18 protein-coding genes and 1 pseudogene are annotated in these 19,448 nt (G+C 58.9%); 10 read left to right on the top strand and 9 right to left on the bottom strand.

Annotated features, from left to right (window positions below):
- The first annotated feature begins 17 nt into the window (after positions 1-17).
- The 4 genes from ACTAQJ_RS10685 to ACTAQJ_RS10670 all read left to right on the top strand — a co-directional run bounded on the left by ACTAQJ_RS10685 (position 18) and on the right by ACTAQJ_RS10670 (position 2,319).
- A complete protein-coding gene (locus tag ACTAQJ_RS10685) occupies positions 18-353 on the top strand; it encodes a hypothetical protein (protein WP_498701982.1) in 336 nt (111 codons plus the stop codon).
- Positions 354-513: 160 nt separating this feature from the next.
- On the top strand, positions 514-1,128 hold the full coding sequence (locus ACTAQJ_RS10680) for a dihydrofolate reductase family protein (protein ID WP_498701981.1): 615 nt from the start codon (positions 514-516) through the stop codon (positions 1,126-1,128).
- 10 nt (positions 1,129-1,138) lie between these two features.
- Positions 1,139-1,261, top strand: a complete 123-nt coding sequence (locus tag ACTAQJ_RS10675) for a hypothetical protein (protein ID WP_498701980.1) — start codon at positions 1,139-1,141, stop codon at positions 1,259-1,261.
- Between the two features lie 209 nt (positions 1,262-1,470).
- Positions 1,471-2,319: an esterase/lipase family protein gene (locus ACTAQJ_RS10670; protein ID WP_498701979.1), complete on the top strand. Its 849-nt coding sequence runs from the start codon at positions 1,471-1,473 to the stop codon at positions 2,317-2,319.
- Between the two features lie 465 nt (positions 2,320-2,784).
- Here ACTAQJ_RS10670 and ACTAQJ_RS10665 read toward each other — a convergent pair whose 3' ends face one another.
- A complete protein-coding gene (locus ACTAQJ_RS10665; RefSeq protein WP_498701978.1) occupies positions 2,785-3,231 on the bottom strand; it encodes an SRPBCC family protein in 447 nt (148 codons plus the stop codon).
- A gap of 73 nt (positions 3,232-3,304) precedes the next feature.
- Complete coding sequence (locus ACTAQJ_RS10660) at positions 3,305-4,042, bottom strand: hypothetical protein (RefSeq protein WP_498701977.1); 738 nt, start codon at positions 4,040-4,042, stop codon at positions 3,305-3,307.
- Between the two features lie 279 nt (positions 4,043-4,321).
- On the opposite strand from ACTAQJ_RS10660, the gene ACTAQJ_RS10655 reads away from it, so the two are divergent.
- Positions 4,322-7,273 carry an McrB family protein gene (locus ACTAQJ_RS10655; protein ID WP_498701976.1) on the top strand — a complete coding sequence of 984 codons (2,952 nt, stop codon included), beginning with the start codon at positions 4,322-4,324 and terminating at the stop codon, positions 7,271-7,273.
- Positions 7,273-8,469: an McrC family protein gene (locus tag ACTAQJ_RS10650; protein ID WP_498701975.1), complete on the top strand. Its 1,197-nt coding sequence runs from the start codon at positions 7,273-7,275 to the stop codon at positions 8,467-8,469. Before ACTAQJ_RS10655 ends, ACTAQJ_RS10650 begins: the two co-directional genes overlap by 1 nt.
- A gap of 199 nt (positions 8,470-8,668) precedes the next feature.
- On the opposite strand, the pseudogene ACTAQJ_RS10645 reads toward ACTAQJ_RS10650, so the two are convergent.
- From ACTAQJ_RS10645 to ACTAQJ_RS10635, 3 genes and pseudogenes are all read right to left on the bottom strand, one after another.
- Positions 8,669-9,902, bottom strand: a pseudogene (locus tag ACTAQJ_RS10645) (flavin-containing monooxygenase); the annotation flags it as partial.
- Positions 9,892-10,665 carry an alpha/beta fold hydrolase gene (locus tag ACTAQJ_RS10640; RefSeq protein ID WP_498701974.1) on the bottom strand — a complete coding sequence of 258 codons (774 nt, stop codon included), beginning with the start codon at positions 10,663-10,665 and terminating at the stop codon, positions 9,892-9,894. The gene ACTAQJ_RS10640 and the pseudogene ACTAQJ_RS10645, both read right to left, overlap by 11 nt.
- 87 nt (positions 10,666-10,752) lie before the next feature.
- The gene (locus ACTAQJ_RS10635) at positions 10,753-11,028 is read right to left on the bottom strand and encodes an HNH endonuclease (RefSeq protein WP_498701973.1); all 276 of its coding nucleotides are present in this window, start codon (positions 11,026-11,028) and stop codon (positions 10,753-10,755) included.
- Positions 11,029-11,870: 842 nt separating this feature from the next.
- On the opposite strand from ACTAQJ_RS10635, the gene ACTAQJ_RS10630 reads away from it, so the two are divergent.
- From ACTAQJ_RS10630 to ACTAQJ_RS10620, 3 genes are all read left to right on the top strand, one after another.
- On the top strand, positions 11,871-12,467 hold the full coding sequence (locus tag ACTAQJ_RS10630; RefSeq protein WP_498701972.1) for a hypothetical protein: 597 nt from the start codon (positions 11,871-11,873) through the stop codon (positions 12,465-12,467).
- 97 nt (positions 12,468-12,564) lie between these two features.
- A complete protein-coding gene (locus ACTAQJ_RS10625) occupies positions 12,565-13,362 on the top strand; it encodes an Rv1352/Rv1906c domain-containing protein (protein ID WP_498701971.1) in 798 nt (265 codons plus the stop codon).
- A 309-nt stretch (positions 13,363-13,671) separates the two neighbouring features.
- Positions 13,672-14,196: a DUF4352 domain-containing protein gene (locus tag ACTAQJ_RS10620; RefSeq protein WP_498701970.1), complete on the top strand. Its 525-nt coding sequence runs from the start codon at positions 13,672-13,674 to the stop codon at positions 14,194-14,196.
- 851 nt (positions 14,197-15,047) lie between these two features.
- On the opposite strand, the gene ACTAQJ_RS10615 is transcribed toward ACTAQJ_RS10620, so the two are convergent.
- Together ACTAQJ_RS10615 and ACTAQJ_RS10610 are read right to left on the bottom strand one after the other, a co-directional pair.
- Positions 15,048-15,353, bottom strand: a complete 306-nt coding sequence (locus ACTAQJ_RS10615; RefSeq protein WP_498701969.1) for a hypothetical protein — start codon at positions 15,351-15,353, stop codon at positions 15,048-15,050.
- Positions 15,354-15,381: 28 nt separating this feature from the next.
- Positions 15,382-15,879, bottom strand: a complete 498-nt coding sequence (locus tag ACTAQJ_RS10610) for a hypothetical protein (RefSeq protein WP_498701968.1) — start codon at positions 15,877-15,879, stop codon at positions 15,382-15,384.
- Between the two features lie 1,065 nt (positions 15,880-16,944).
- On the opposite strand from ACTAQJ_RS10610, the gene ACTAQJ_RS10605 reads away from it, so the two are divergent.
- Positions 16,945-17,163 carry a hypothetical protein gene (locus tag ACTAQJ_RS10605; RefSeq protein ID WP_498701967.1) on the top strand — a complete coding sequence of 73 codons (219 nt, stop codon included), beginning with the start codon at positions 16,945-16,947 and terminating at the stop codon, positions 17,161-17,163.
- 172 nt (positions 17,164-17,335) lie between these two features.
- Here the strand turns inward: ACTAQJ_RS10605 and ACTAQJ_RS10600 are convergent, their stop codons facing one another.
- Complete coding sequence (locus ACTAQJ_RS10600) at positions 17,336-18,577, bottom strand: flavin-containing monooxygenase (protein WP_498701966.1); 1,242 nt, start codon at positions 18,575-18,577, stop codon at positions 17,336-17,338.
- Positions 18,578-18,631: 54 nt separating this feature from the next.
- Complete coding sequence (locus ACTAQJ_RS10595) at positions 18,632-19,153, bottom strand: cysteine peptidase family C39 domain-containing protein (protein ID WP_498701965.1); 522 nt, start codon at positions 19,151-19,153, stop codon at positions 18,632-18,634.
- Positions 19,154-19,448 lie beyond the last annotated feature (295 nt).

Genomic DNA, 19,448 nt, shown 5'->3' with positions numbered 1-19,448 from the left:
CGGCGCTCCGGGTTCTCTTGACATCAGCCGTTTCGCTTCTGGCCTTCGTATTGGATCTCCTGACAATCTCCTCGCTGATCAGCTTCGGTGCGCTGGTCGCGTTCTCGGTGGTGAACCTGGCCATGATCAAGCATTACTTCCTTGACGAGAAGGTCCGTGGAGCTCGCGGGGTAATTCACAACCTCGTCCTGCCGGGCATTGGTTTTGCCCTGACGGCCTGGCTGTGGACGAGCCTGAGTGGTTTGTCATTCACATTCGGGCTCGCTTGGGCGGGCGTTGGGTTGGTGTACCTGGCCTTCCTGACCCGGGGATTCCGGAAAGCGGCGCCGCAGTTGGAGCTCGAGGAAGTCTAGGGGCACGTGCTCCCGCCGGACGTTTGGTGAGGTCACAGCGGCAGGGGGTGTCGCCGTCGTCGATGTTCTCCGTTGGCCGTTGCTTCATAAGGCATCCTGTGGAAGCCTCGGAGTGATCCCGTCGCCGGGGTGACGACGGGCAGACGAGAAGGAGCCCGGCATGGGACTCATCCACATCGACCTGTTCACCACGCTCGACGGCGTCGCGCAAGCGCCGGGCGGACCTGAAGAAGATCCAGAGGGCGGTTTTGAGTTTGGCGGCTGGCAGGCGCCTCTGTTCGACGATGCAGTCGGCGAACAGGTCGAATCCGGGATGGTGGGGATGGATGCACTGCTTCTTGGGCGCCGGACCTACGACATCTTTGCCGCGTACTGGCCCCACCAGGACGGAGGCATAGCGCAGCTGTTCAACCGCATCCCGAAATACGTGGCCTCGCGCCAGACGTTGGACCTTGAGTGGGAAGGCTCGTCTCAGCTCGGTCCTGATGTGGTGTCTGCCTTGCACGAACTGCGCGACAAGCATGAGCACATCCACGTCATCGGCAGTCTCGACTTCGTGCAGACGCTGTTCGCCGAGCGGCTCTTCGATCGGCTCACGCTCTGGGTGTATCCGATCCTCCTCGGTGGTGGGAAGAAGGTCTTCGCCGATGGGGTGGTCCCAACGAACCTGCGACTCATCGAGCCGGTGGTCGCCTCGCCGAAGGGCGCCGTGATGCAGCGCTACGCTCTGGTTGAGGGGACGCCTGGGGTGGGGGACATGACCGAAATCGATTAAGGCTCCGCTCATGCGCCCCACCCATGAGGAGAGCTGGGCTCGCCTTTGGACCATCATGATGCTGGGAGGCATCCTGGCAGCCTATGCAATGGCCTTCGCTGCCTTGATCTTGGTCGGCCGAGGCCCGCGCTAATGACTTCTGCTGGACCCTGGTCCGCTGCTGATTACTGCGCCGCCCAGTGAAGATCGGCTTACGAGCGCTGGTGCGGCAGCCCCGGTCCCTGTGAGGAATGCACGTTTTCTCAAGATCTTCGCACGCTATTGCAACCCGCGGGTAAGTTACTGCAAAGTAGCTACGGATGCCGCGGACATAGGGGTTCGCGGCCAGGAGAAAGGCAGGCCATGCGCCGATTCCGACTCACCGCCGTGCTCGCCGCTGCGGCGCTCACGATTGGACTCTTCGCCGCACCCGCGGCTCAGGCCGACTCGATCTCGCCAGACCCGCCCGGAGCCAATGAGTGGACGTGCAAGCCGTCGAGCGTGCATCCGTATCCGGTGGTTCTCGTCCCGGGGACGTTCGAGACAATGTACAAGAACTGGGCGCTGCTTTCACCAGTGCTCAAGGACCAGGGGTACTGCGTCTTCGCGCTCAACTACGGGGTGGCCAACGATGTCCCCGCCAGCGGGGCAATTCGTAACTCCGCAGCTGAGCTTGCGACGTTCGTGAAATCAGTTCTCGGCGCAACCGGTGCGAAGAAGGTCGATCTGGTCGGGCACAGCCAAGGCGGGATGATGCCGCGGTACTACGTCGGCTTCCTCGGCGGCGCCAAGTATGTGCATCACCTCGTCGGCATTGCGCCGTCGAACCATGGCACTCAAGGCCTCATCGCGCCGTCGCCGGCAGGGATGATTCTCGACACGACCGCAACGAGCACCCTGTGCCAGGCGTGCGCGGACCAGCATGCCGGGTCGGCGTTCATGGCGGAGCTCAACTCGATCGGCGACACCGTACCCGGCCCGTCCTACACCGTCATCTCGACCCGTTACGACGAGATCGTTACCCCTTACACGAGCCAGGCTCTTGTTGGGCCGGCGAAGCAAGTGTCCAACCTTGTGCTCCAGGACTACTGCCCTCTCGACACTTTCGAACACGATCAATCTCCTAACGATCCGAACGTGTGGTCCCTCGTCTCCAACGCGCTCCTCCAGAGCGGCCCCGCAGATCCAACGTATCGCCCGCAGTGCGTGTAGCGGGCAGTATCCCGCCTCGTATTATCGGTCCCCACCGATAGGGCCGCAGGTTTGCCGCACCCACAATCGATGTTGGTGGTGTCCCATTCCTTCGAACCAGGAAATTCCAAGCGGGGACACTTCCCCAAGGTTGTGACTTGATCCCACCTATTGACTTTTGTGATCGCTCGGTATCGCACCGGGCGTCCGTAAGACGATCCGTTACCTCCGTGCACTCGTCGGGCTCCTTGCCACCGGTGAAGCCGTCTCGCTCTACCAGCGAGACGGCTTCACCCCTGGTGATAAGACCGGGATGTTCCAGCTGGTTAGACCAGCCAGAGACTTGAGCTGCCGCTCACCCCTAGATTGCTGGGATGTGGTAATGGTTGCCGGGACTGCGCCTCGGAAGGCGAACAAGTCGACTTGTGATCGCCGATCAGGCAGAGCACGCGGCTGGGCGTGCGTGCAGCCCTGAGATGCCTGCTTTCAACTCGTGGGTAGAGCCTCGATCACTTCTTTCAGGCGATCATGCACTTCCGCAGCTTGCTTGGGGATCCGGCGTTTGATCATAGGTTCGAACAGGCGAGTCAAGCCCTTGGTCTTCATCTCCAGGACTTCCGTCACCTTAGTAACACCGTCGCCAGGCGGCTCGAACGTCATCGTTGACCGAACCTCGAAGCCCCGCGATCCGCTATCCATCACGAACCTGTGGGGCGGCTCGAACTCGGTCAGCTTGATCGGTGCCACGATCTTCTGAGCGCCCTGCGTGCGGACGTGGGTCCAGGTGGACCCGACGCCGATGGGGCCGGTCGATGTCTTCTGTGCGCTGATCACATACCGGTCGTATTTGGGCAGGGTCTCGAAATTCACCACGAAGTTGAATACGGTGGACGGATCGCGATTCACGTTGACTGAGTTCTCGAAACGAATCATGCCGTGAATTATCGGCAGCAGGACGATTACTGACAACTGTTCAGCCGATATTGACCGACTATGCACCGTATCCTTACGCGCCCCCGGCCACAGAAGCACCGGTGAGGAAGACGGTCTTCTCCACCACGCTGTCGACGTGAGGGCAATGCCGGGCTGGCCTCCGGGGCTGGCGGAGTAGATCGAGCGCTTGGCGAGCAGAGTTCAGGGGAGGGCGACGTTGCGTCGGCGGCGCGACTCTCCGCCCGGCTGCCCCGTTGGGTCTGATCGACGAGTAGCGCCGCATCAGCCATGGAAGCCCCACCGCGTACAGGCCGGGCTGTTCGGTGACGCCGGCAGTGTGTTTTGGGTAGCCCCATTCGTCCAGCACCGGGACGTCGATGAAAGACAGATCGAGTTTGTATCCGGTGGCCCGCAGGACTGAGGTGATGTTTGCCTGGGGCAGGTTTAGCTGCGCTGGCTCGGAGGGCAGCAAGTCGTCTTCCCGTGTTGGAGGCTGTTCTTCTGCGTCGATTCCCGGGGCTGCGATGTAGGCGTCTATGGCTTTTCTCATCCGTTGGTTGAAGCTGGATTCGACTGTTGCGAGGCGTTCGGGGAGGTCGTCGCTGAAGGTGATGTCGCCGTCGTCGGCGTTGCCCAGGCGGCCGTGCAGGTGCATGCCGCGGCGGCCGAGTTCGCGGAGATGGATGTTGTGGCCGCCTTCGGCGCCGGAAAGCAAGGGGTTGCAGGCGAAGCGGGCGGCGGGGGAGGGGAGTACCTCGCCGGTGAGGGCGTTGATGCCGTAGTCGGGTCCGTGCTTGGCGGTTTCGAGCATCCAATAGATGATGTCATAGCAGCGGTAGCGTCGGGGTGCTTCGGGGCAGGTGGAGGGTGTCAGGCTGCGTCACTTAGCCGGCGCTCCTGTGTCGTCTGCTGATTCGCGCATCAACGGTGCTAGATATGTAGGTGGTCGTGAGCGCTGGAGCGATGAGGGTTCGGATTGCTCCGCGACCATTGCGCGTTTTTCAAGGCCCTGGCTGAGCAGAAATCGGAGTTCCTAAATGTCCCGTTGTGTCAGGTACGGATCTGTCGCGCTGTTGGGGAGGGCCGCCGTATGAGCGATCCCCGGTGGCACCAATTCATGGAGTTTGCCGCGCTGTTTTCCAGTACCGTGGATCTGGACGCCGACGAATACAGCTACAAGCTCGCCTTTTCCGAGCGCATGCGATCCTCCCGCGAGCTGTTTCTAGCCAATGATCCATCGTGGTTTGAGCGCCTACGGAAGGACTTGGCCTCATCCGGTCTGCTGAATCCCTACTTCATGATGAAGTTCGTGGAGGCCGGACGACAGCACCCCGAGGACCTGCGGGCGATACTGGCACCGGTTTGGGGCCATGCCCCCAACCCTCAAGCGCTGGATGGACTCTTGCAGCAGCTCCGCCCGATGAATCCAGCCCAATTCACAGTCGGCAGCGTGACAGCACTTGGCTCGGTGCTCTTTATGGTCTCTGATCCCTATAGCTATCCGCCGTATCGCGCACAAGCCGTCAAGAACTTCCTCAAGCTAGTTGATTGGGAAGAACGTGGAGCTCACGCGGGAGCAACTCGTCGATACGAACTTCTGCTCGAAGCCTTGGACGAAGTTCGTCAGCTGGCCCCAACATACGGGATTCATCTCCGTGACCGATTGGACGCGCAGGGTCTGATGTGGACCGTAATGAATGTAGATCCGACGGATGAGTGGAGTCCCGCTGATCGCGCAGCATTCCGCGCATGGAGGGGCGACAAAGTGGAGACTGTGAACAACGGGCTAAGCGGGGAAGTACCCCTCGAAGCGCCGGCACGACGGATCATGAGTGCTGGCCTCCGCGGGGAACCTTCACCCTTAGATGGCCGTACGCACACATGGACGTCGGAAGCCGCAAAAGACCTTGCGGTTCGGAGTGGGAACACTGATGTAGGCCCTGGCTCTTTTATGGCCAAGCTGGAGCGTCAGCTGGACGGCGCCGCAAGGGAGACCGTCCTTCTGGCGGCGGAATTGGTTTATCTTCAAGTCCTTCCGCTGGAAAACGTGACGGCCGGAACGAAGATCGCCCGCATCGAGAAGGTCCTGTCGTGGGTGCCGGAGGGCAATGTTGAGTTGCCGGAGGAGCTGCGCGAAGGACTTCAAGCCCAAGGTGCCTTCAACGGAGGAGTGGGCTTCAACATTCAAGTCGCTGACCACGTGGGCTGGCTCAGCCGGTTTGTGGAATATGTGACGGACCAGCCAGAAAGCCTGATAGATAAAGCTCTGGTAGACCCTTGGGCATTCATCGCCCTAACACAGTCAGTCCCCAAGGACTGGCCAACAATCCGCTACAGCATTGAGTTCCTGGCATGGCCGGAACATCTTCAGCCCGTTGTCAGCAGAGATCACAGGATCAAGATCCGGAATGCTTTCGCGGGAATCATGGGAGGGCCAACGGGCGATTCCGAGATCGAGATTGCTAAGGACCTTCTCAACATCCGGAGGACCCAGCAGGGAGACTCTGAAGAATTCATCGAGTGGTACGACGAGCCGTACTTGAGCGAATGGCAGCCTTCGAGCGGTGATGCCGGGCGACGGGCTTGGCTTGTTCGCCAGAACCAAGGCGGCGTCGCGATGGTGGACTCCTGGCTTGGCCAAGACTCCGTCTCTCTCAGAGCTCAACACCTCGGCTCTCCTGCCCAAGGGAGCAACTTTGACCAGGTACAGGCGGCAGTAAATGCCGGCTACCAGCACATCGACTACGCCGAACGCAAAGTGCGGGCCCAGGAGTTCTACCGTTTCCTGACCCAGATGAAGGTGGACGACTTCGTTCTGACGGCCTTCGAAAGCGACCTCTACCTCGGCGTCATTACTGGCGACGCGGAATATTCAGGCGACGAGACGGCCCGCTTGCGGCGGCAGGTTGCTTGGCGGCAGGAACCCATTGCCAATGATGACCTTCCGGCACCGATGCCGCGGCTGTTGGAGGAGCAAGGTTCTGTTGTTGACCTGACCGATGGTCTCTCAATCATTACCGCGTGGTTCGAAGCCGAACCGGTCTTGAGTGGCACCAAACCTGAGCCGACCGCATCGCCGCAGGGCGCTGTCGTACCTCAACTGCGCGAAGCGACCGCCGACCTCGCGACCAAACTGCATGTTCAGCGCGACGACATACAGGAAGTCATCCGTCTGCTCCAGACACGGCAGCAGATCGTGTTCTACGGTCCTCCTGGAACCGGCAAGACGTACCTGGCGGGCAAGATCGCACGCTTTCTCGCGGGCGAGGAACACGGAGACCACGTCAAGACGGTGCAATTCCATCCGTCATACGCGTATGAGGACTTTTTCGAGGGCTACCGTCCGGCGAAGTCGGACGGCGACAACGTCGGCTTTAGTCTCGAACCTGGCCCTTTGCGGCGAATCGCCGCCGAGGCGTCGCTGGACGGGAATCGTGACAAACCCTATTTCCTGATTATCGATGAGATGAACCGCGGCAATCTGGCGAAGATCTTCGGTGAGTTGTACTTCCTCCTGGAGTACCGCGACCAAGGCATCAATTTGCAGTACAACCCACAGCAGACATTTGTCCTGCCTCCGAATCTGTTCATCATCGGCACGATGAACACCTCGGATCGCTCCATTGCCTTGGTGGACGCTGCCATTCGCCGCCGGTTCGCGTTCGTGGAGTTGCATCCTCAGGAGGGCATGATCTCCGGGATGCTTGAGCGATTCTTGGAGGCCACCGGCAAGCCGGCCCTACGGGCTGAACTGTTGAATGTGTTGAACGGCGAGATCGAGGCGACTAATCGGGATTTGATGATTGGCCCGTCATACTTCATGAAGCCGCACGCTGAGACGGACCAAGGACTGGCCGAGATCTGGAAATATGAGCTTTTGCCTTTGCTTGAGGAGCAGTACTTTGGGCGTTTGAGTCGGGAAAAGATTCGTGAGAAGTTCGGGCTTGAGGCCATAAGGCGTAAAGCCCGCCCGGAGATCGGACCGACTGATAGCCTGCCGGACTCGTCTGTGTCGGAATTTGGCGACGAAGCTATCGTCTGATGCCGAGAGAGATCGTACTCGACGAGTTGCAGGGTTATTCGGAGCCAGTCGAGCTGGACCGTGAGGTGGCTGCCGCGCTGCGGGACACCGGTCTGGTTTCCGTCGTGCCTGCGCATGGGGATGCTTGGACCATTCTGCCCGCCGGGAAAGTTGGGGCAGTCCAGATCGACGACTTGTTGGTTCGGGTTAAGCCCAAGGAAAAGGTGGGTCTCAGCCGGCTGCTATTTCTGCTGGGTTATGCGGCCGACCCAGGCTTTCGTCCGGACAACGTAATTGGTGCTGAAGACGACGATCTCTTTGCTGCGCTGGGTGAGTCGCTTGCGAGGCATGGCGAGTGGGCACTGGAACGTGGGCCACTGAACGGTTACGTGTCCGTGGAAGAGGCGCTACGGACGGTGAAGGGCCGAATTCGTGTCGGTGACCAGATGAGCAGGCGTCCTGGACTGCTCCTGCCTCTCGAAGTTTCATATGACGACTACACCGCTGATGTGGCTGAGAACCAGATTCTCCGGGCCGCGATTCGGATGATGATGCAGGTTCCTCGGCTGCCGGACGCGCTCCTGGTACGTCTTGCTCACCTGGATTCGAAGCTTGAGGGTGTTTCTGCTTTGAACCATGGGGCCTTGTTGCCGGCCTGGACCGAATCCAGAATCAATGGCCACTATGTGCCGGCACTGAGATTGTCCGAAATCGTCCTTCAGACCATGTCCGCGGAAGCCGGGGTGGGTCATCGCATGGTCGCCTCTTTCGTAGTGAATATGGCCACTGTATTTGAGGACTTTATAGCCACTGCCTTGAAGGAGGCGCTTGAGCCTTATCCAGGGCTGACGGAGTGGCAATACGAAGCGTTCATGGACGAATCGGAATCCGGTTTTCGGAGCAGCGACAGGGTGCGGATGTTTGTGGACGTGGTGCATTCCGTCCGAGGACGCCCGGCGATGATCTTCGATGCCAAGTACAAGGCGGCCTCAGCAAGCGCCGCCTATCCCAACGCGGACCACTACCAAATGCTGGCCTATTGCACGGCACTCGGCGTGCCGCGTGCTTGGCTTGTTTATGCCGGAAGGGGTGATGCTCGCGTTCGCCGCATTTTGAACACGGGGATGTCTGTGGTGGAATTCCCTCTGGATCTGTCGCAGGAGCCAGAGGCGCTGTTGGCCCGCATTACGGCGTTGGCCAAATTGGCATTCGTGTAGCAATCACGGTCCGAATATTTGTAAGTCCGCCAGCACCGCACTTTTAATGCCCAAGGCCCAGAATTCTTCTCTTCTCTGCTTCAAATTCTTCCTGGGTAAGGTGCCACGTTCCTTGAGTGCCGCCAGCTTTTCGAGCATTTCGAGTCTGGACCCATGGGCCTCGGTAGCCGTGGGAAATGCGTTGGGATTCAGGCGTCAGCAATTTGCCCGCCACATACTCCGCGTCCAGCCCCACGCCGCCGAGTATCGATGAGTAGTGCCGCGTCAGCCATTGGAGACCCACGGCGTACAAGCCCGGGCTGTTCGGTGACGCCGGCCGTGTGCTTTGGGTAGCCCATTCGTCCAGCACTGGGATGTCGTTGAAGGGCAGGTCGAGTGCGTATCCGGTGACCCACAGGACTGACGTGATGTTCGCCTGGGCCAGGTTAGGGCGCGCTGGCTCCGAGGGCAGCCTGTCGTCCTCCGGTGTTGGAGGCTGTTCTTCTGCGTCGATTCCCGGGGCTGCGATGTAGGCGTCTATGGCTTTTCTCATCCGTTGGTTGAAGCTGGATTCGACTGTTGCGAGGCGTTCGGGGAGGTCGTCGCTGAAGGTGATGTCGCCGTCGTCGGCGTTCTCCAAGCGGCCGTGGAGGTGCATGCCGCGGCGGCCGAGTTCGCGAAGGTGGATGTTGTGGCCGCCTTCGGTGCCTGAGAGCAGCGGGTTGCAGGCGAACCGTGCTGCGGGGGTGGGAGGGCCCTGCGGGTGAGGGCGTTGATGCCGTAGTCGGGGCCGTGTTTGGCGGTTTCGAGCATCCAGTAGATGAGGTCGTGGCCGGCGGTAACGGCGGGGTGCTTCGGGCCAGGTGGAGACGGCGAGGTGGACTTCCCGGCCGGCGTCGTGGACTTCCTCGGCGATCTGACCGCCGGACTGGCCGGTTCCGACGATGAGGACGGCGCCGTCGGGCAGTTGGTTCGGATTGCGGTGATCGTGCGTGTGGAGCTGGACAATGTCCTTGGAAAGGCTGGCGGCCACGGTAGGCACCTTGGGAACCTGGTACGCGCCGGTTGCCAACACCACCTTCCGGGCTTTCGTGTGGCCGAGCGACGACTCAATACTGAATCCGCCGTCGCGGGAAGTGGCCAGCCGCGTTACGTCGACGCCCGTGTGGACCGGAGCGCCGATCATCTCCGCGTATCGCCTGAAGAGGTTGACCACTGCGTTGCGCGGAATGAAAGCCTCTGGCTCATCGCCGGTGTAGGGCATGCCGGGCAGGTCCAGGCTGAAGTTCGGCGTGTTCATGAAACCCGTCCCAGCGATCCTGGAATGCGCCACCCAGGGAATCCCTACGCTCCAGTATCCGATGCTCGACGCCGGCCTGTGTGAGCCAGTAGCTCGTCGTGAGTCCCGCCTGGCCTGCGCCGATGATGACCGTGTCCGGTGGTTTAGTCGGCATCGTTGCCGCCCTCGGCTCGTTGCCAATGCTCGCGCAACATGCCCGCGAGCCGCCCGGACTCAATCCGGTGCGGGGGATCGAAGTGGTGACGATCCTCAAACACCTCCACGCGATAGTCCTGGAATATGGTGGATAGCCGATCCGCGATATCCCCGTACTGGTCCGGGTTGCTTAGCCCTCCGAGCACGAATAAGACTGGTTTTGCGAACGCGCTGAGTTGCTCGCGGTCCAGGTGATACTTCTCGAAATCACGCAGGAACGCTCGAATTCCCGCAGGTCGCTTGGCCATCCACGGCGGCGGGTCGCCCGCGGGCGGAGGCGGAAGGACGACGTCGGGCCTTACCGCCAGCCTCGTGAAGGCCTCCATGAACTGCTTTGGCGGCAGCGATTCGAGCTCTTCAATCCGCTTCCAGAATCGGGAGTGTGCCTTGCTCCAATCCCAGTCTCCCGCCCAGGCAGGTTCCAAGAGGGTCAGGCTGAGCAGGCGCTCGGGGTGCTTGGCGGCGAAGGCGAGGGCTGCCGCTCCGCCACCAGAGTAGCCGACAAGGTGGAACGTGTCCCATTGTTTGGCGTCTGCTTCGCGGAGGACTCCATCGACCTCGGCATCAAGGGACCAACCGGGTGGCGGCTCGTCGGCCTCGTAGAGGTCCAGATCCTTCGCAAACGCGTCCACGTCAGGGCCCAGCGCTTTTATGAGGTCGGTGTAGGCGGGCGCAGCAGGAAGGACGCTGCCTGGAAGGAAGAACGCACGGATTGCTCCCATGGGTGAACCATACGCTTGGGGCGGGGCGAGGGGGAGAGGCCTGTTAGCGCCGAACGAGGGAAATCTTTGGACTGTCGCTGGGTCCCGTTACGCAGCCTTTAGCTTCCGCCGCTCGCCAGCAGCCACCAGTTTCTCTGAGTCGGCGTAACTTCTTCTGCGCCGTTCAAGCCTTGCGTGCTGTCCGGGCGATGGGATGCGGGCGCCTTTCGCACGGTTGCATCGGCTGCAGGCTGCTACAAAGTTGCGGAGCGAAGTCGATCCACCCTTGGACCAAGGATAGTAATGGTCGCCATGTTCAGCGGACCGGGAACAGCGACGGCCTAGTCCTGACTCAAGTTCGCATTGACCATCCGCGCGTCTCATTCCCTCGCGTCGCTGCTGGCCACTAAAACGCCGCACCGGATCACGGCGGGCAACGTCCCGAGCTCGAATGGTGACCGCTGTAGCAAATAGAACCACAACGACCCCTCCGGGTACTGCGATAACGGGAAGAAGACTGCCGAACAGGCTTTGTACAGCGCCGCCGATGGAATTGATCCCAATGATGGCGGTCGCGTATCGACTCTGTAGGTGCAGGAAACCAACCGCGAAAAGCCAGGCTGAGCATAGGACGTAGAGCAGTCGGAGGGCATGTCGGGTCCAATAAATGCGGCGCAAAGTTGAACTAAACGATGGCTCCTCTGTCATGAGGCGAAGGTATCAGCTGTAGAACTGGAATGGGACCCACGTCAGTGAGTCACTCCTGGGCATCCTGAGTGTGTTTCAGTTGCTTCGTCACCGAGCTTCATGCTGCCGATTGGAGTGGTGAACCGCGTAGAACCTAGGCATTCGTCATAAATCTGCCATTACAAGCGCGCCACTTCCGTAAAACTAGCATTTCAGTTGCAGGGATATACACTCGTTTCCATCGGTCCAGCAGAGTGGTCGTCCACTTCGCTCGCCCACGCGACCGGTATCGGTTTAGATCTGGGGGAAGATTCGCATGCCTAGTAATCGAAGGCCTCTTTGGTTTGGTATATCGCCGTTACAGTATCCCTTCGGGTGCCGGAACGGGCCCAACTTCCGAAAAGCCTGACCTTCCACTTACACGCGGGCTCAAAGGCTCATTCCCCGTCTGGCTGCACGCCTTATTTTCTTTGATTTCTCATCATCCGCGCTGCTTTGCCCTGCCCAAAATCCTCCACCTCGCATCCCTATGGAGAACAATGACCATCCCCGAAGTACCCCAACACCAGCCCGGAAGCGGCGTACCCCGCAATAGCGGGGGCGCCGATGACGCCACAATTCAGCACGAACAAAGCCGCATTGCAATTCCCGCGGTGGCAGATGCGGAGGCACCGTCGCCACCAGCAAAACGCCGTAGCCAGCCATACATCTTTGGAGCCATTGGGTTAGTCCTGGGTGCCCTTTTGGGAGTCATCGGGACCATCACCATTGGCGGAATGGTGGAGGCAGGCAAGGCGACAGCGGCAGCTGAAGCGGAAGCGAAGAAACCAAAGCCCCTGGCCGATGCCGTAAACAAGTGCCAGTTGTCTGGCAAGGCGGTTTCAGCAAAATTGGGCGATGGCGGGCGCAGCCTCTCACTTGATGGACAAGGTGAAGAAGACCGTAACGGCCTCGCATGGAGTGACATCCAATGCGTCCTCAAAGCTGTCAACGTTCCCGACTACGTTCAAGAACAGATGAAATCGACTCGCGCTCTGGACGGAACGCAACGCGAATCTTGGGACAACTTCTCGGTGTCTTGGAGCTACCACCCAAATACGGGCATGAATGTCGTTTTGCGCTTCACAGACGTGTAGGCGCCTAGAACCGAAGACTTTCCGACAGTATGAGCGTCACTTCGCCTAGCCCGCTCATGCAAGCGAGCATTCATTTACCCCACCACGACGGAGATTCATGACCATCAACGAAACCGGGCCGAGCATTCCCGAAATGCCCGCCCAACCTCCAAAACACGAGGAAGAGAAACTCACTCCCAGTCCTGAGCCGAACGAGAGTGCTTCGGGCGAAACGGAGACAGTCTCATTGCCAGCTAAAAAGCTGAGCTGGCGCAAACGCCGAAATCGGGCGTCGCAGTCCACGCCCGCAATGGAACAATCAACAAATGAGAAGGAGCCCGACGAAACGACACCGTTGACGCCGCGCCGCAATCGGCGATGGATTTGGGTGGCCGCTTTGTCAGCTGCTCTGCTAGGCGCGGCAGTGTTCTTGGGGTCGATTCTGCCGGACCCCAAAAGCAGTGGGGAATACAAGAGTCTGCAGGCCGACAATGTCCGCCTGAACACTGAGCTTAACAAAGCCAAGACAGAGTACAAGACCCTTGACGATGGCATGAAAGCACGCGAGGTCAGAGTGACGGCGTCCGGTCAGGAGCTCACAAAGCGCGAGGAAGCGGTCAAGGTTGCAGAAGCTGCAGTAAAGAAGCGCGAAGAGGCTGTGACAGCGGCCGAGAAACAAAAAGCCGCGAACACCGTTCGGGAGGGGACTTGGACGGTGGGTGTGGATATTGAGCCAGGTACATACCGAACGGACACCGAGGTCTCGTCCAGCTGCTATTGGGGCATTTATCGCACGGGGTCGAACGGATCGGACATCATTGACAACGACATCGTGAGCGGTGGCCGCCCTACTGTCACGCTCGTCGCCGGGCAGGACTTCAAGACGACACGCTGCGGCGCGTGGACGAAGCAATAGAGGCAAGGTCTCATACCCAGTGCCATCCGCACGGATTAAAGCCCAGCGTTGTCCCGACACGGTCATTGCTTTTCTTACATGTTCCTTCGAACAATCGAACGTCATTCCCCGTTCGCCCTATGTTGTAATTCGTTATTAGCAGGTCAGGCGGCGATCTACCTATTGCTGTTCCGATGACATGGCAGCACCATCTTTCAGAAATATCACATGTCTCATGCAACAAAAAGAACGGCTGGTATATATGCTTTCCATATTGGGGGACTCCTTTGAAGATCTCAATACCATTCGCATACCTAAAGGAAGGTTTCAATGAAGAAATTATTCGCACTTATGGCGCTCATAGCTATCCCGGTGCTCGCAGGATGTGGTGCCAGCGGATCGACGACAGGAAACGCTGGAAGTGGTTCATCCGCTGCGTCACAGCCTGCGGAAAGCAAGGCTGCTGAGCCCAAGGTTGGGGAACCTTTTACTGCTGACATGGGCGGCGGCAACGTCGCTAAGATCACCATTGTGACTGCGCAGTTTGTAGATTCAGTGAGCACCAATCAGTTTGCTCCGAAGCCGAAGTCCGGAAAGTTCCTCCAGATGGATGTTCTTTGGGAGACCGAAAAGGGGACAACGAAGGCCAACTTCTTGTACTTCAATGTGAAGGATGCCGATGGGCGCAAAGCTGACGCGGCGCTTTTTGGCGACGGAACCCTCGGGTCGGGTGACGTCGTTGCTGGCGACAAGATGCGGGGCTTCGTGAATTTCGATGTGGCGCCGGGGCCCGTGACGGTGACAATAACGAACCCGATACTCCAGCCAGTGGCAACGATCAAGATCGCACCCTAGTTTGAATTGGTGGCCTCGGACTTTCGGCGTCCGAGGCCACCTTGCCACACCTCACTGTGCTCGGTTTGGTTGCCGGAACCTATATGGGTGGTGGGCGACGAGCCCCCGAGTGCGGTTTGCCTGCGCTTGGGACTTCCTAACCTCGAGTCCTCGACGTTTTCCAGGCGTCCATGCAGGTGCATGGCGCGGCGGCCGAGCTTGCGGAGGTGGATGTTGTGGCCGCCCCTGCGCTGGACCTACTCACCATTTTCTTCGCCGATCAGCTTCGGCGCCCTGGTTGCTTTCTCCGTCGTTAAATTTTCTAGGTGATCAAGCACGACTTCATGGAACACAAAGCCCGTGAAGCTCGCGGGGTTGTTCACAACCTTGTGCTCCCAGGCATTGGTTCGCTTTGACAGCCTGGCTGGTACGAGCGTGAATCGCTCGCTTCACCTTCGGGCTCGCTGGGTGGACGCTGCTCTGCTGTACCCAGCAGGGTTAAAAACCCGCGGATTCCGTCGTCCGGCACCGCAGTTAGGGCCTGAGGTGGAGGCTTAGGCCGGATGCTCGCGATGTGACCACTTCAGGCTCCCGTGAATATGGGCATTGACCCGCGGACGTCGCCTCCGCACGTCGGTCGTTGGTCCTTAGGGCGACGCAACAAGGCCGGGGCGGGGTTTGCCGGACTCGCAGCCTTAAGACTGCGAACACGACTCGGGTCGATCTTGTAGAGGCACCAAATGTCTCTCGCCGCTGACGGCATTCTGATACGGCAGGAAGGAGGTGCCTGTTTCCGGTGACCTCTTGCTCTGGAGTTCGCAAAAAGGCACTTTCGTCGGTCTCGTAGTCCGGTTGCAAACCGCAGACGGGCGTCAGCTCGAAGCATTGTTCCCGCGTCTGATTTGGGCATCGTATTCTTCGCCCAACCTAGCGGCACGTTCACCCGCTTGGCTGAGTTTTTCATCGGATCTGAGCACATCGAAGAGTATGTCGGGGTTCTCTTCCATGAGGTGCGAACCAATATATTCTTCACGGGGATCCAAGTCTGGGTCCCAATAGGGGGAGTCAGCTCCAGGTACTATCCAGCCATCAGGCAAGGATTCGAGAAATTCAATTTCAGCGCTGGTCTCAGTAGTCGCCGACCTGCCGCCGGCTGACTCTTCGCTGCGCGAAGCCATTCTGCGTCTTATTTTTTCTCCTGTTGAGCTACGCATTTCCGTATATGTCCTCTCCTTGGTCTAAGAAGTGTGACTGAACCCTGAACCTGATTAGCCACGACAGTCCAATGCCTACAGAGTTTAGCAATGCTAGGCCAACAAGCATCACCCAGAAAAACCTCATAAAATCATCTAAGCCAGTATTAACTTTGCTAACTATAAATGGATAGCCAGCATAGAAAAGCGCGGCAGCGAGTGCAAGGATGATGGTCGATATTGCCGATACGCGGGCTACTAATGTTCCACCCGTAAGTGATCTAGCCGCGTCAAAACCCGCCCAAGCTCCCATCAAGGCGGGGGCGGCCAGCAACACGCTAACCAGGTTGGCATCTGGACCATCGGGTTTTACATAAAAAGACGAAGCGCATATTAGGATTATGACGAATGCTGCGAGGGCTGCAAGAGATGAGGGGCCGACAGAACCCGGTAGTCTTTCATAGAAGCAGCATTCAAAGTACGACCGACCGAATCCGACAGCATTCCTCAAGTACAGGTGCGTGTGTCGCTGTCCCTGCCTTTCGGATGAGTGAACAGCGGTCGCATGGGGGAAGGTATTCGACGACAAGTCCGAGTTGCGAGGTCTCGAAACGATACTCTGGCGGGCGACATAGGTGCCTTCCGGACCCTTCATTTGCAGATGGTAGCTCTGAGCGCGGTCTGCGTTAATGAGAGGAACCATTATCGTTGAGGGCCGGATGCCGAGCCACCTTCGGGCAGCCATGGCTCGTTCTTCCACGGAGACGTTACGTTCGCGAAGCAACCATGTCTTGAAGCGAGGAAGTAGGCGTGCACGCGCTGCCGAGTCCTGACCCACAGAGTCTGACTTCGCACCGTTCTTTAGGGATAGGATCCGGCGCTCCATTGTGATGCGAACTATGGCGGTCTGCTGGACTTGGTCCTTGGCGTCCTTGCGGTTACGACTTATCAGGAATAAGGCCTCAAGCGCTTGCCGTGCCGGAGTTCGCTTCCCTATTGCGGAGCCTTCTTTGTTCGACTTTCCGTTCCGATTGCGAATATCGCTTTCAGCTGAAAATAATTGCTCAGGCATATCAACGCATATTGGATATTTCTTCCCCAATCTTCGAATAGCTCTCGAGACGATCGAAAGAATTACTTTATGCCCATTGTCATTTGACAGTGAAACGATGTCTTTCACAAGTTCCTCTGTAACTTCGCGAGATGCGCGCCCCGGGGCAGTGAGGAAAGCCAATACCCGACTCTCCAGCCCTGTGGTATATGCTCGTAGGATATCAGCACTGCATTTTGCAATGTAGTGCCTGAAAGTAGCAGCCACAAAAATAGTCACGGAATCATGGCCGATCGTAGATAGCCTCTGTCCGTCTCCTAGCTGAATGCGGAGGCCGCTCTCTAGGACACCCTTTCGCGACAACCAAAGTGGAATCATTAATTGGGAGCGATGAGCCGAGAGCGGTAAGGCAATTACGTACGATGATGTTATGGTTAGCGAACGACTGTGTTGCTCCACTGTTTCACTAATTCGCTGAATTAAGATTGCTGGCTCTAAGAGCATTTGAAGGAACACGCTGGCGGAGTGACCGAAATCATCGTGGTTCTGGATGCAATCGTTGATTTTCTCATCCCAATTACGTCGTCCCTCAGTGGGGACCACTTTGACGTTAAAAGTTGGCTGGGAGCTTCTGTAGACGCGCAGGGAAACCACGTGATAAAAGCAGTAGAACCCCACAGCGAGGGCTTCAGCCGTGCCAAAAGCGCTAAAACCAAAGGCCAAGCTGTGACGATTCGATCCTAGAAACACGAAGCCTGTGATGCTGAAGGCGAGCGCGGCCGCCGCTAGCAGGAATCGCCTAACGTGCTGCTGTTTTCCTTGCACTGCCCGCACCTCCGCGTTCGGCCAAGTTTTGAGCAGAATATCAGCCCGCGGCCCCGATGCCTCTGGTCGGCGCGACCGTCGTCTCGCCTGCTCAGGCCCCAGCGATCCTGCCCGCCACATACTCAGCATCCAGGCCCACTCCGCCGACGATCGACGAGTAGTGCCGGGTGAGCCAGGGCAGGCCCACCGTGTACAGGCCAGGGAGTTCCATGACACCGCGCGAGTGCCGCGGGTAGCCCCATTCATCGAGCACGGGCATGTCGATGAAGCTCAGGTCGAGCTTGTATCCGGTCGCCCACAGGATGGATGTGATGTTCGCTTCGGCAAGGTTCAGCTTGGCTGGTTCTGCGGGCAGCCAATCATCCTCGGGCTCCTGTGGTTGCTCGGGTGCTTCGATGCCTGCGGCGGCGATGTACGCCTCGATCGCGCGTCCCGAGCGTTGGGCGAAGGTTGACTCGACCGTTACGAGGCGTTCGGGGAGGTCGTCGCTGAAGGTGATGACGCCGTCGTCGATGTTTTCCAGATGGCCGTGCAGATGCATGCCGCGGCGGCCGAGCTCGCGGAGGTGGATGTTGTGGCCGCCGTCGGTACCTGAGAGCAACGGATTGCAGGCAAAACGGGCCGCGGGAGAGGGGAGTCCCTCGCGCGTGAGGGCGTTGATGCCGTAGTCCGGCCCGTGTTTGCCGACTTCCAGCAGCCAGTAGATGAGGTCGTGGCCGCGGTAACGGCGCGGCGCTTCAGGACACGTGGAGACGGCCAGGTGGACTTCACGACCGGCCGCGTGCAGCTCCTCGGCGATCTGCCCACCCGACTGCCCGGTCCCGACAATTAGCACAGCGCCATCAGGCAGCTGCTGGGGGTTGCGGTACTCGTGCGTGTGGAGCTGGAAGACGTTCTGCGGGAGGTTGCCCGCAATGGGGGGAAGCTTGGGTACCTGATAGGCGCCCGTCGCCAGGACGACGTTGCGTGCCTGCATGTGCCCGAGCGATGTCGCGATGGTGAACCCATCCGCCGCGCCTGCCAGCCGCGTCACCTCGACGCCGGTGCGCACCGGAGCGTTGATCACTTCCGCGTACTTTCTGAAGAGATTCACAGCAGCGATCCGCGGTATGAACGCGTCCGGATCGTCGCCGGCATACGGCATCCCCGGCAGGCCCAGTGCGAGGTTCGGCGTGTTCATGTAGAACCCGTCCCAGCGGTCCTGGAACGCACCTCCCAGCGAGTCCCGCCGTTCCAGGATTTGATGCTCGACGCCGGCCTGGGTCAGCCAGTAGCTCGTCGCGAGTCCCGCTTGGCCTGCGCCGATGATGACCGTTTCTGGGGTGCGTCCCATGGGGTGGATCTTACGCTTGGCAGATCCTCTCCGGTACGTATTTGCCCATGGCAGTTAGGCACTTCGAATGTGAATCCCGCGTCCCGAGAAATGGGCCCAAAAAGTCTGCAGATCCACGCGAATATCGCAACCATCTGTCGGATGCCGGCTGGATGGTCGATGGACTCGGATGTGGCCGGAACTGCTTATCCCCACGATTACAGCGAGGTGGCCTGATTGGCCGCCAGATTCGAAGGATGGGCTGATGGAGACAATTAGCATCCCCGGCCCGCGCACGGCCTGAATGAAGTTTTCTGGCGACGCTAGCTGAACGAGGTCGGCCTCAAGACCGTTTCTTTTGGCGTGGCGGGCGAGCCCATAGTGGTTCCAACCGGATTGCTCGGTGTACGCGCTGTCTCGAAGTAATTCCTCGGTGATGACAGCAGGAGAGATTTGAAGGCTTGGCACGAGGTGGGCGTACACCATTCGCAGACAAGCCACTCCGCAAGATCTTGTATCCCAGAACGCTGCAGACTTGAAGCTGGGGTAGCCAAGCTGCCGCCAATCATGGCTGACCATGGAGCTGAAGAACGGCATGCTTTTCCTCATCCGGCCAAGTCATTCTGACTTAATGCAAGCCGACATAAAAGAATCGTAGTTAACACGGAGTCCCCAATCACTCGTAGACCTGGGACTATCCGTGCCCAGGATTCAGGAAATTAGAATAATTGGATTGTTTCAATGAATCCACCATTTACCAATATTGAGGACCAAAATGCCGCCCTTAATGCGTCAGGTAAGGAAATGTCGCAATCTTGCATCATTATTCCCTGGGTTCCGACACATTCTTTAGGGGCTTCTATTCCCGAGCCTACGGAGGACTTTCGTTTCA

It is taken from the genome of Arthrobacter sp. alpha11c (assembly GCF_054149985.1).
Note: the sequence above shows the minus strand (reverse complement) of the source record. Positions and strands in the feature narration are given on the sequence as shown.

Bases quoted from the DNA above. Each gene is read 5' to 3' on its own strand.
- ACTAQJ_RS10680 (WP_498701981.1), top strand. From the start codon at position 514: ATGGGACTCATCCACATCGACCTGTTCACCACGCTCGACGGCGTCGCG.
- ACTAQJ_RS10675 (WP_498701980.1), top strand. From the start codon at position 1,139: ATGCGCCCCACCCATGAGGAGAGCTGGGCTCGCCTTTGGACCATCATG.
- ACTAQJ_RS10670 (WP_498701979.1), top strand. From the start codon at position 1,471: ATGCGCCGATTCCGACTCACCGCCGTGCTCGCCGCTGCGGCGCTCACG.
- ACTAQJ_RS10665 (WP_498701978.1), bottom strand. From the start codon at position 3,231: ATGATTCGTTTCGAGAACTCAGTCAACGTGAATCGCGATCCGTCCACC.
- ACTAQJ_RS10660 (WP_498701977.1), bottom strand. From the start codon at position 4,042: ATGCTCGAAACCGCCAAGCACGGACCCGACTACGGCATCAACGCCCTC.
- ACTAQJ_RS10655 (WP_498701976.1), top strand. From the start codon at position 4,322: ATGAGCGATCCCCGGTGGCACCAATTCATGGAGTTTGCCGCGCTGTTT.
- ACTAQJ_RS10650 (WP_498701975.1), top strand. From the start codon at position 7,273: ATGCCGAGAGAGATCGTACTCGACGAGTTGCAGGGTTATTCGGAGCCA.
- ACTAQJ_RS10640 (WP_498701974.1), bottom strand. From the start codon at position 10,665: ATGGGAGCAATCCGTGCGTTCTTCCTTCCAGGCAGCGTCCTTCCTGCT.
- ACTAQJ_RS10635 (WP_498701973.1), bottom strand. From the start codon at position 11,028: ATGAGACGCGCGGATGGTCAATGCGAACTTGAGTCAGGACTAGGCCGT.
- ACTAQJ_RS10630 (WP_498701972.1), top strand. From the start codon at position 11,871: ATGACCATCCCCGAAGTACCCCAACACCAGCCCGGAAGCGGCGTACCC.
- ACTAQJ_RS10625 (WP_498701971.1), top strand. From the start codon at position 12,565: ATGACCATCAACGAAACCGGGCCGAGCATTCCCGAAATGCCCGCCCAA.
- ACTAQJ_RS10620 (WP_498701970.1), top strand. From the start codon at position 13,672: ATGAAGAAATTATTCGCACTTATGGCGCTCATAGCTATCCCGGTGCTC.
- ACTAQJ_RS10615 (WP_498701969.1), bottom strand. From the start codon at position 15,353: ATGGCTTCGCGCAGCGAAGAGTCAGCCGGCGGCAGGTCGGCGACTACT.
- ACTAQJ_RS10600 (WP_498701966.1), bottom strand. From the start codon at position 18,577: ATGGGACGCACCCCAGAAACGGTCATCATCGGCGCAGGCCAAGCGGGA.
- ACTAQJ_RS10595 (WP_498701965.1), bottom strand. From the start codon at position 19,153: ATGCCGTTCTTCAGCTCCATGGTCAGCCATGATTGGCGGCAGCTTGGC.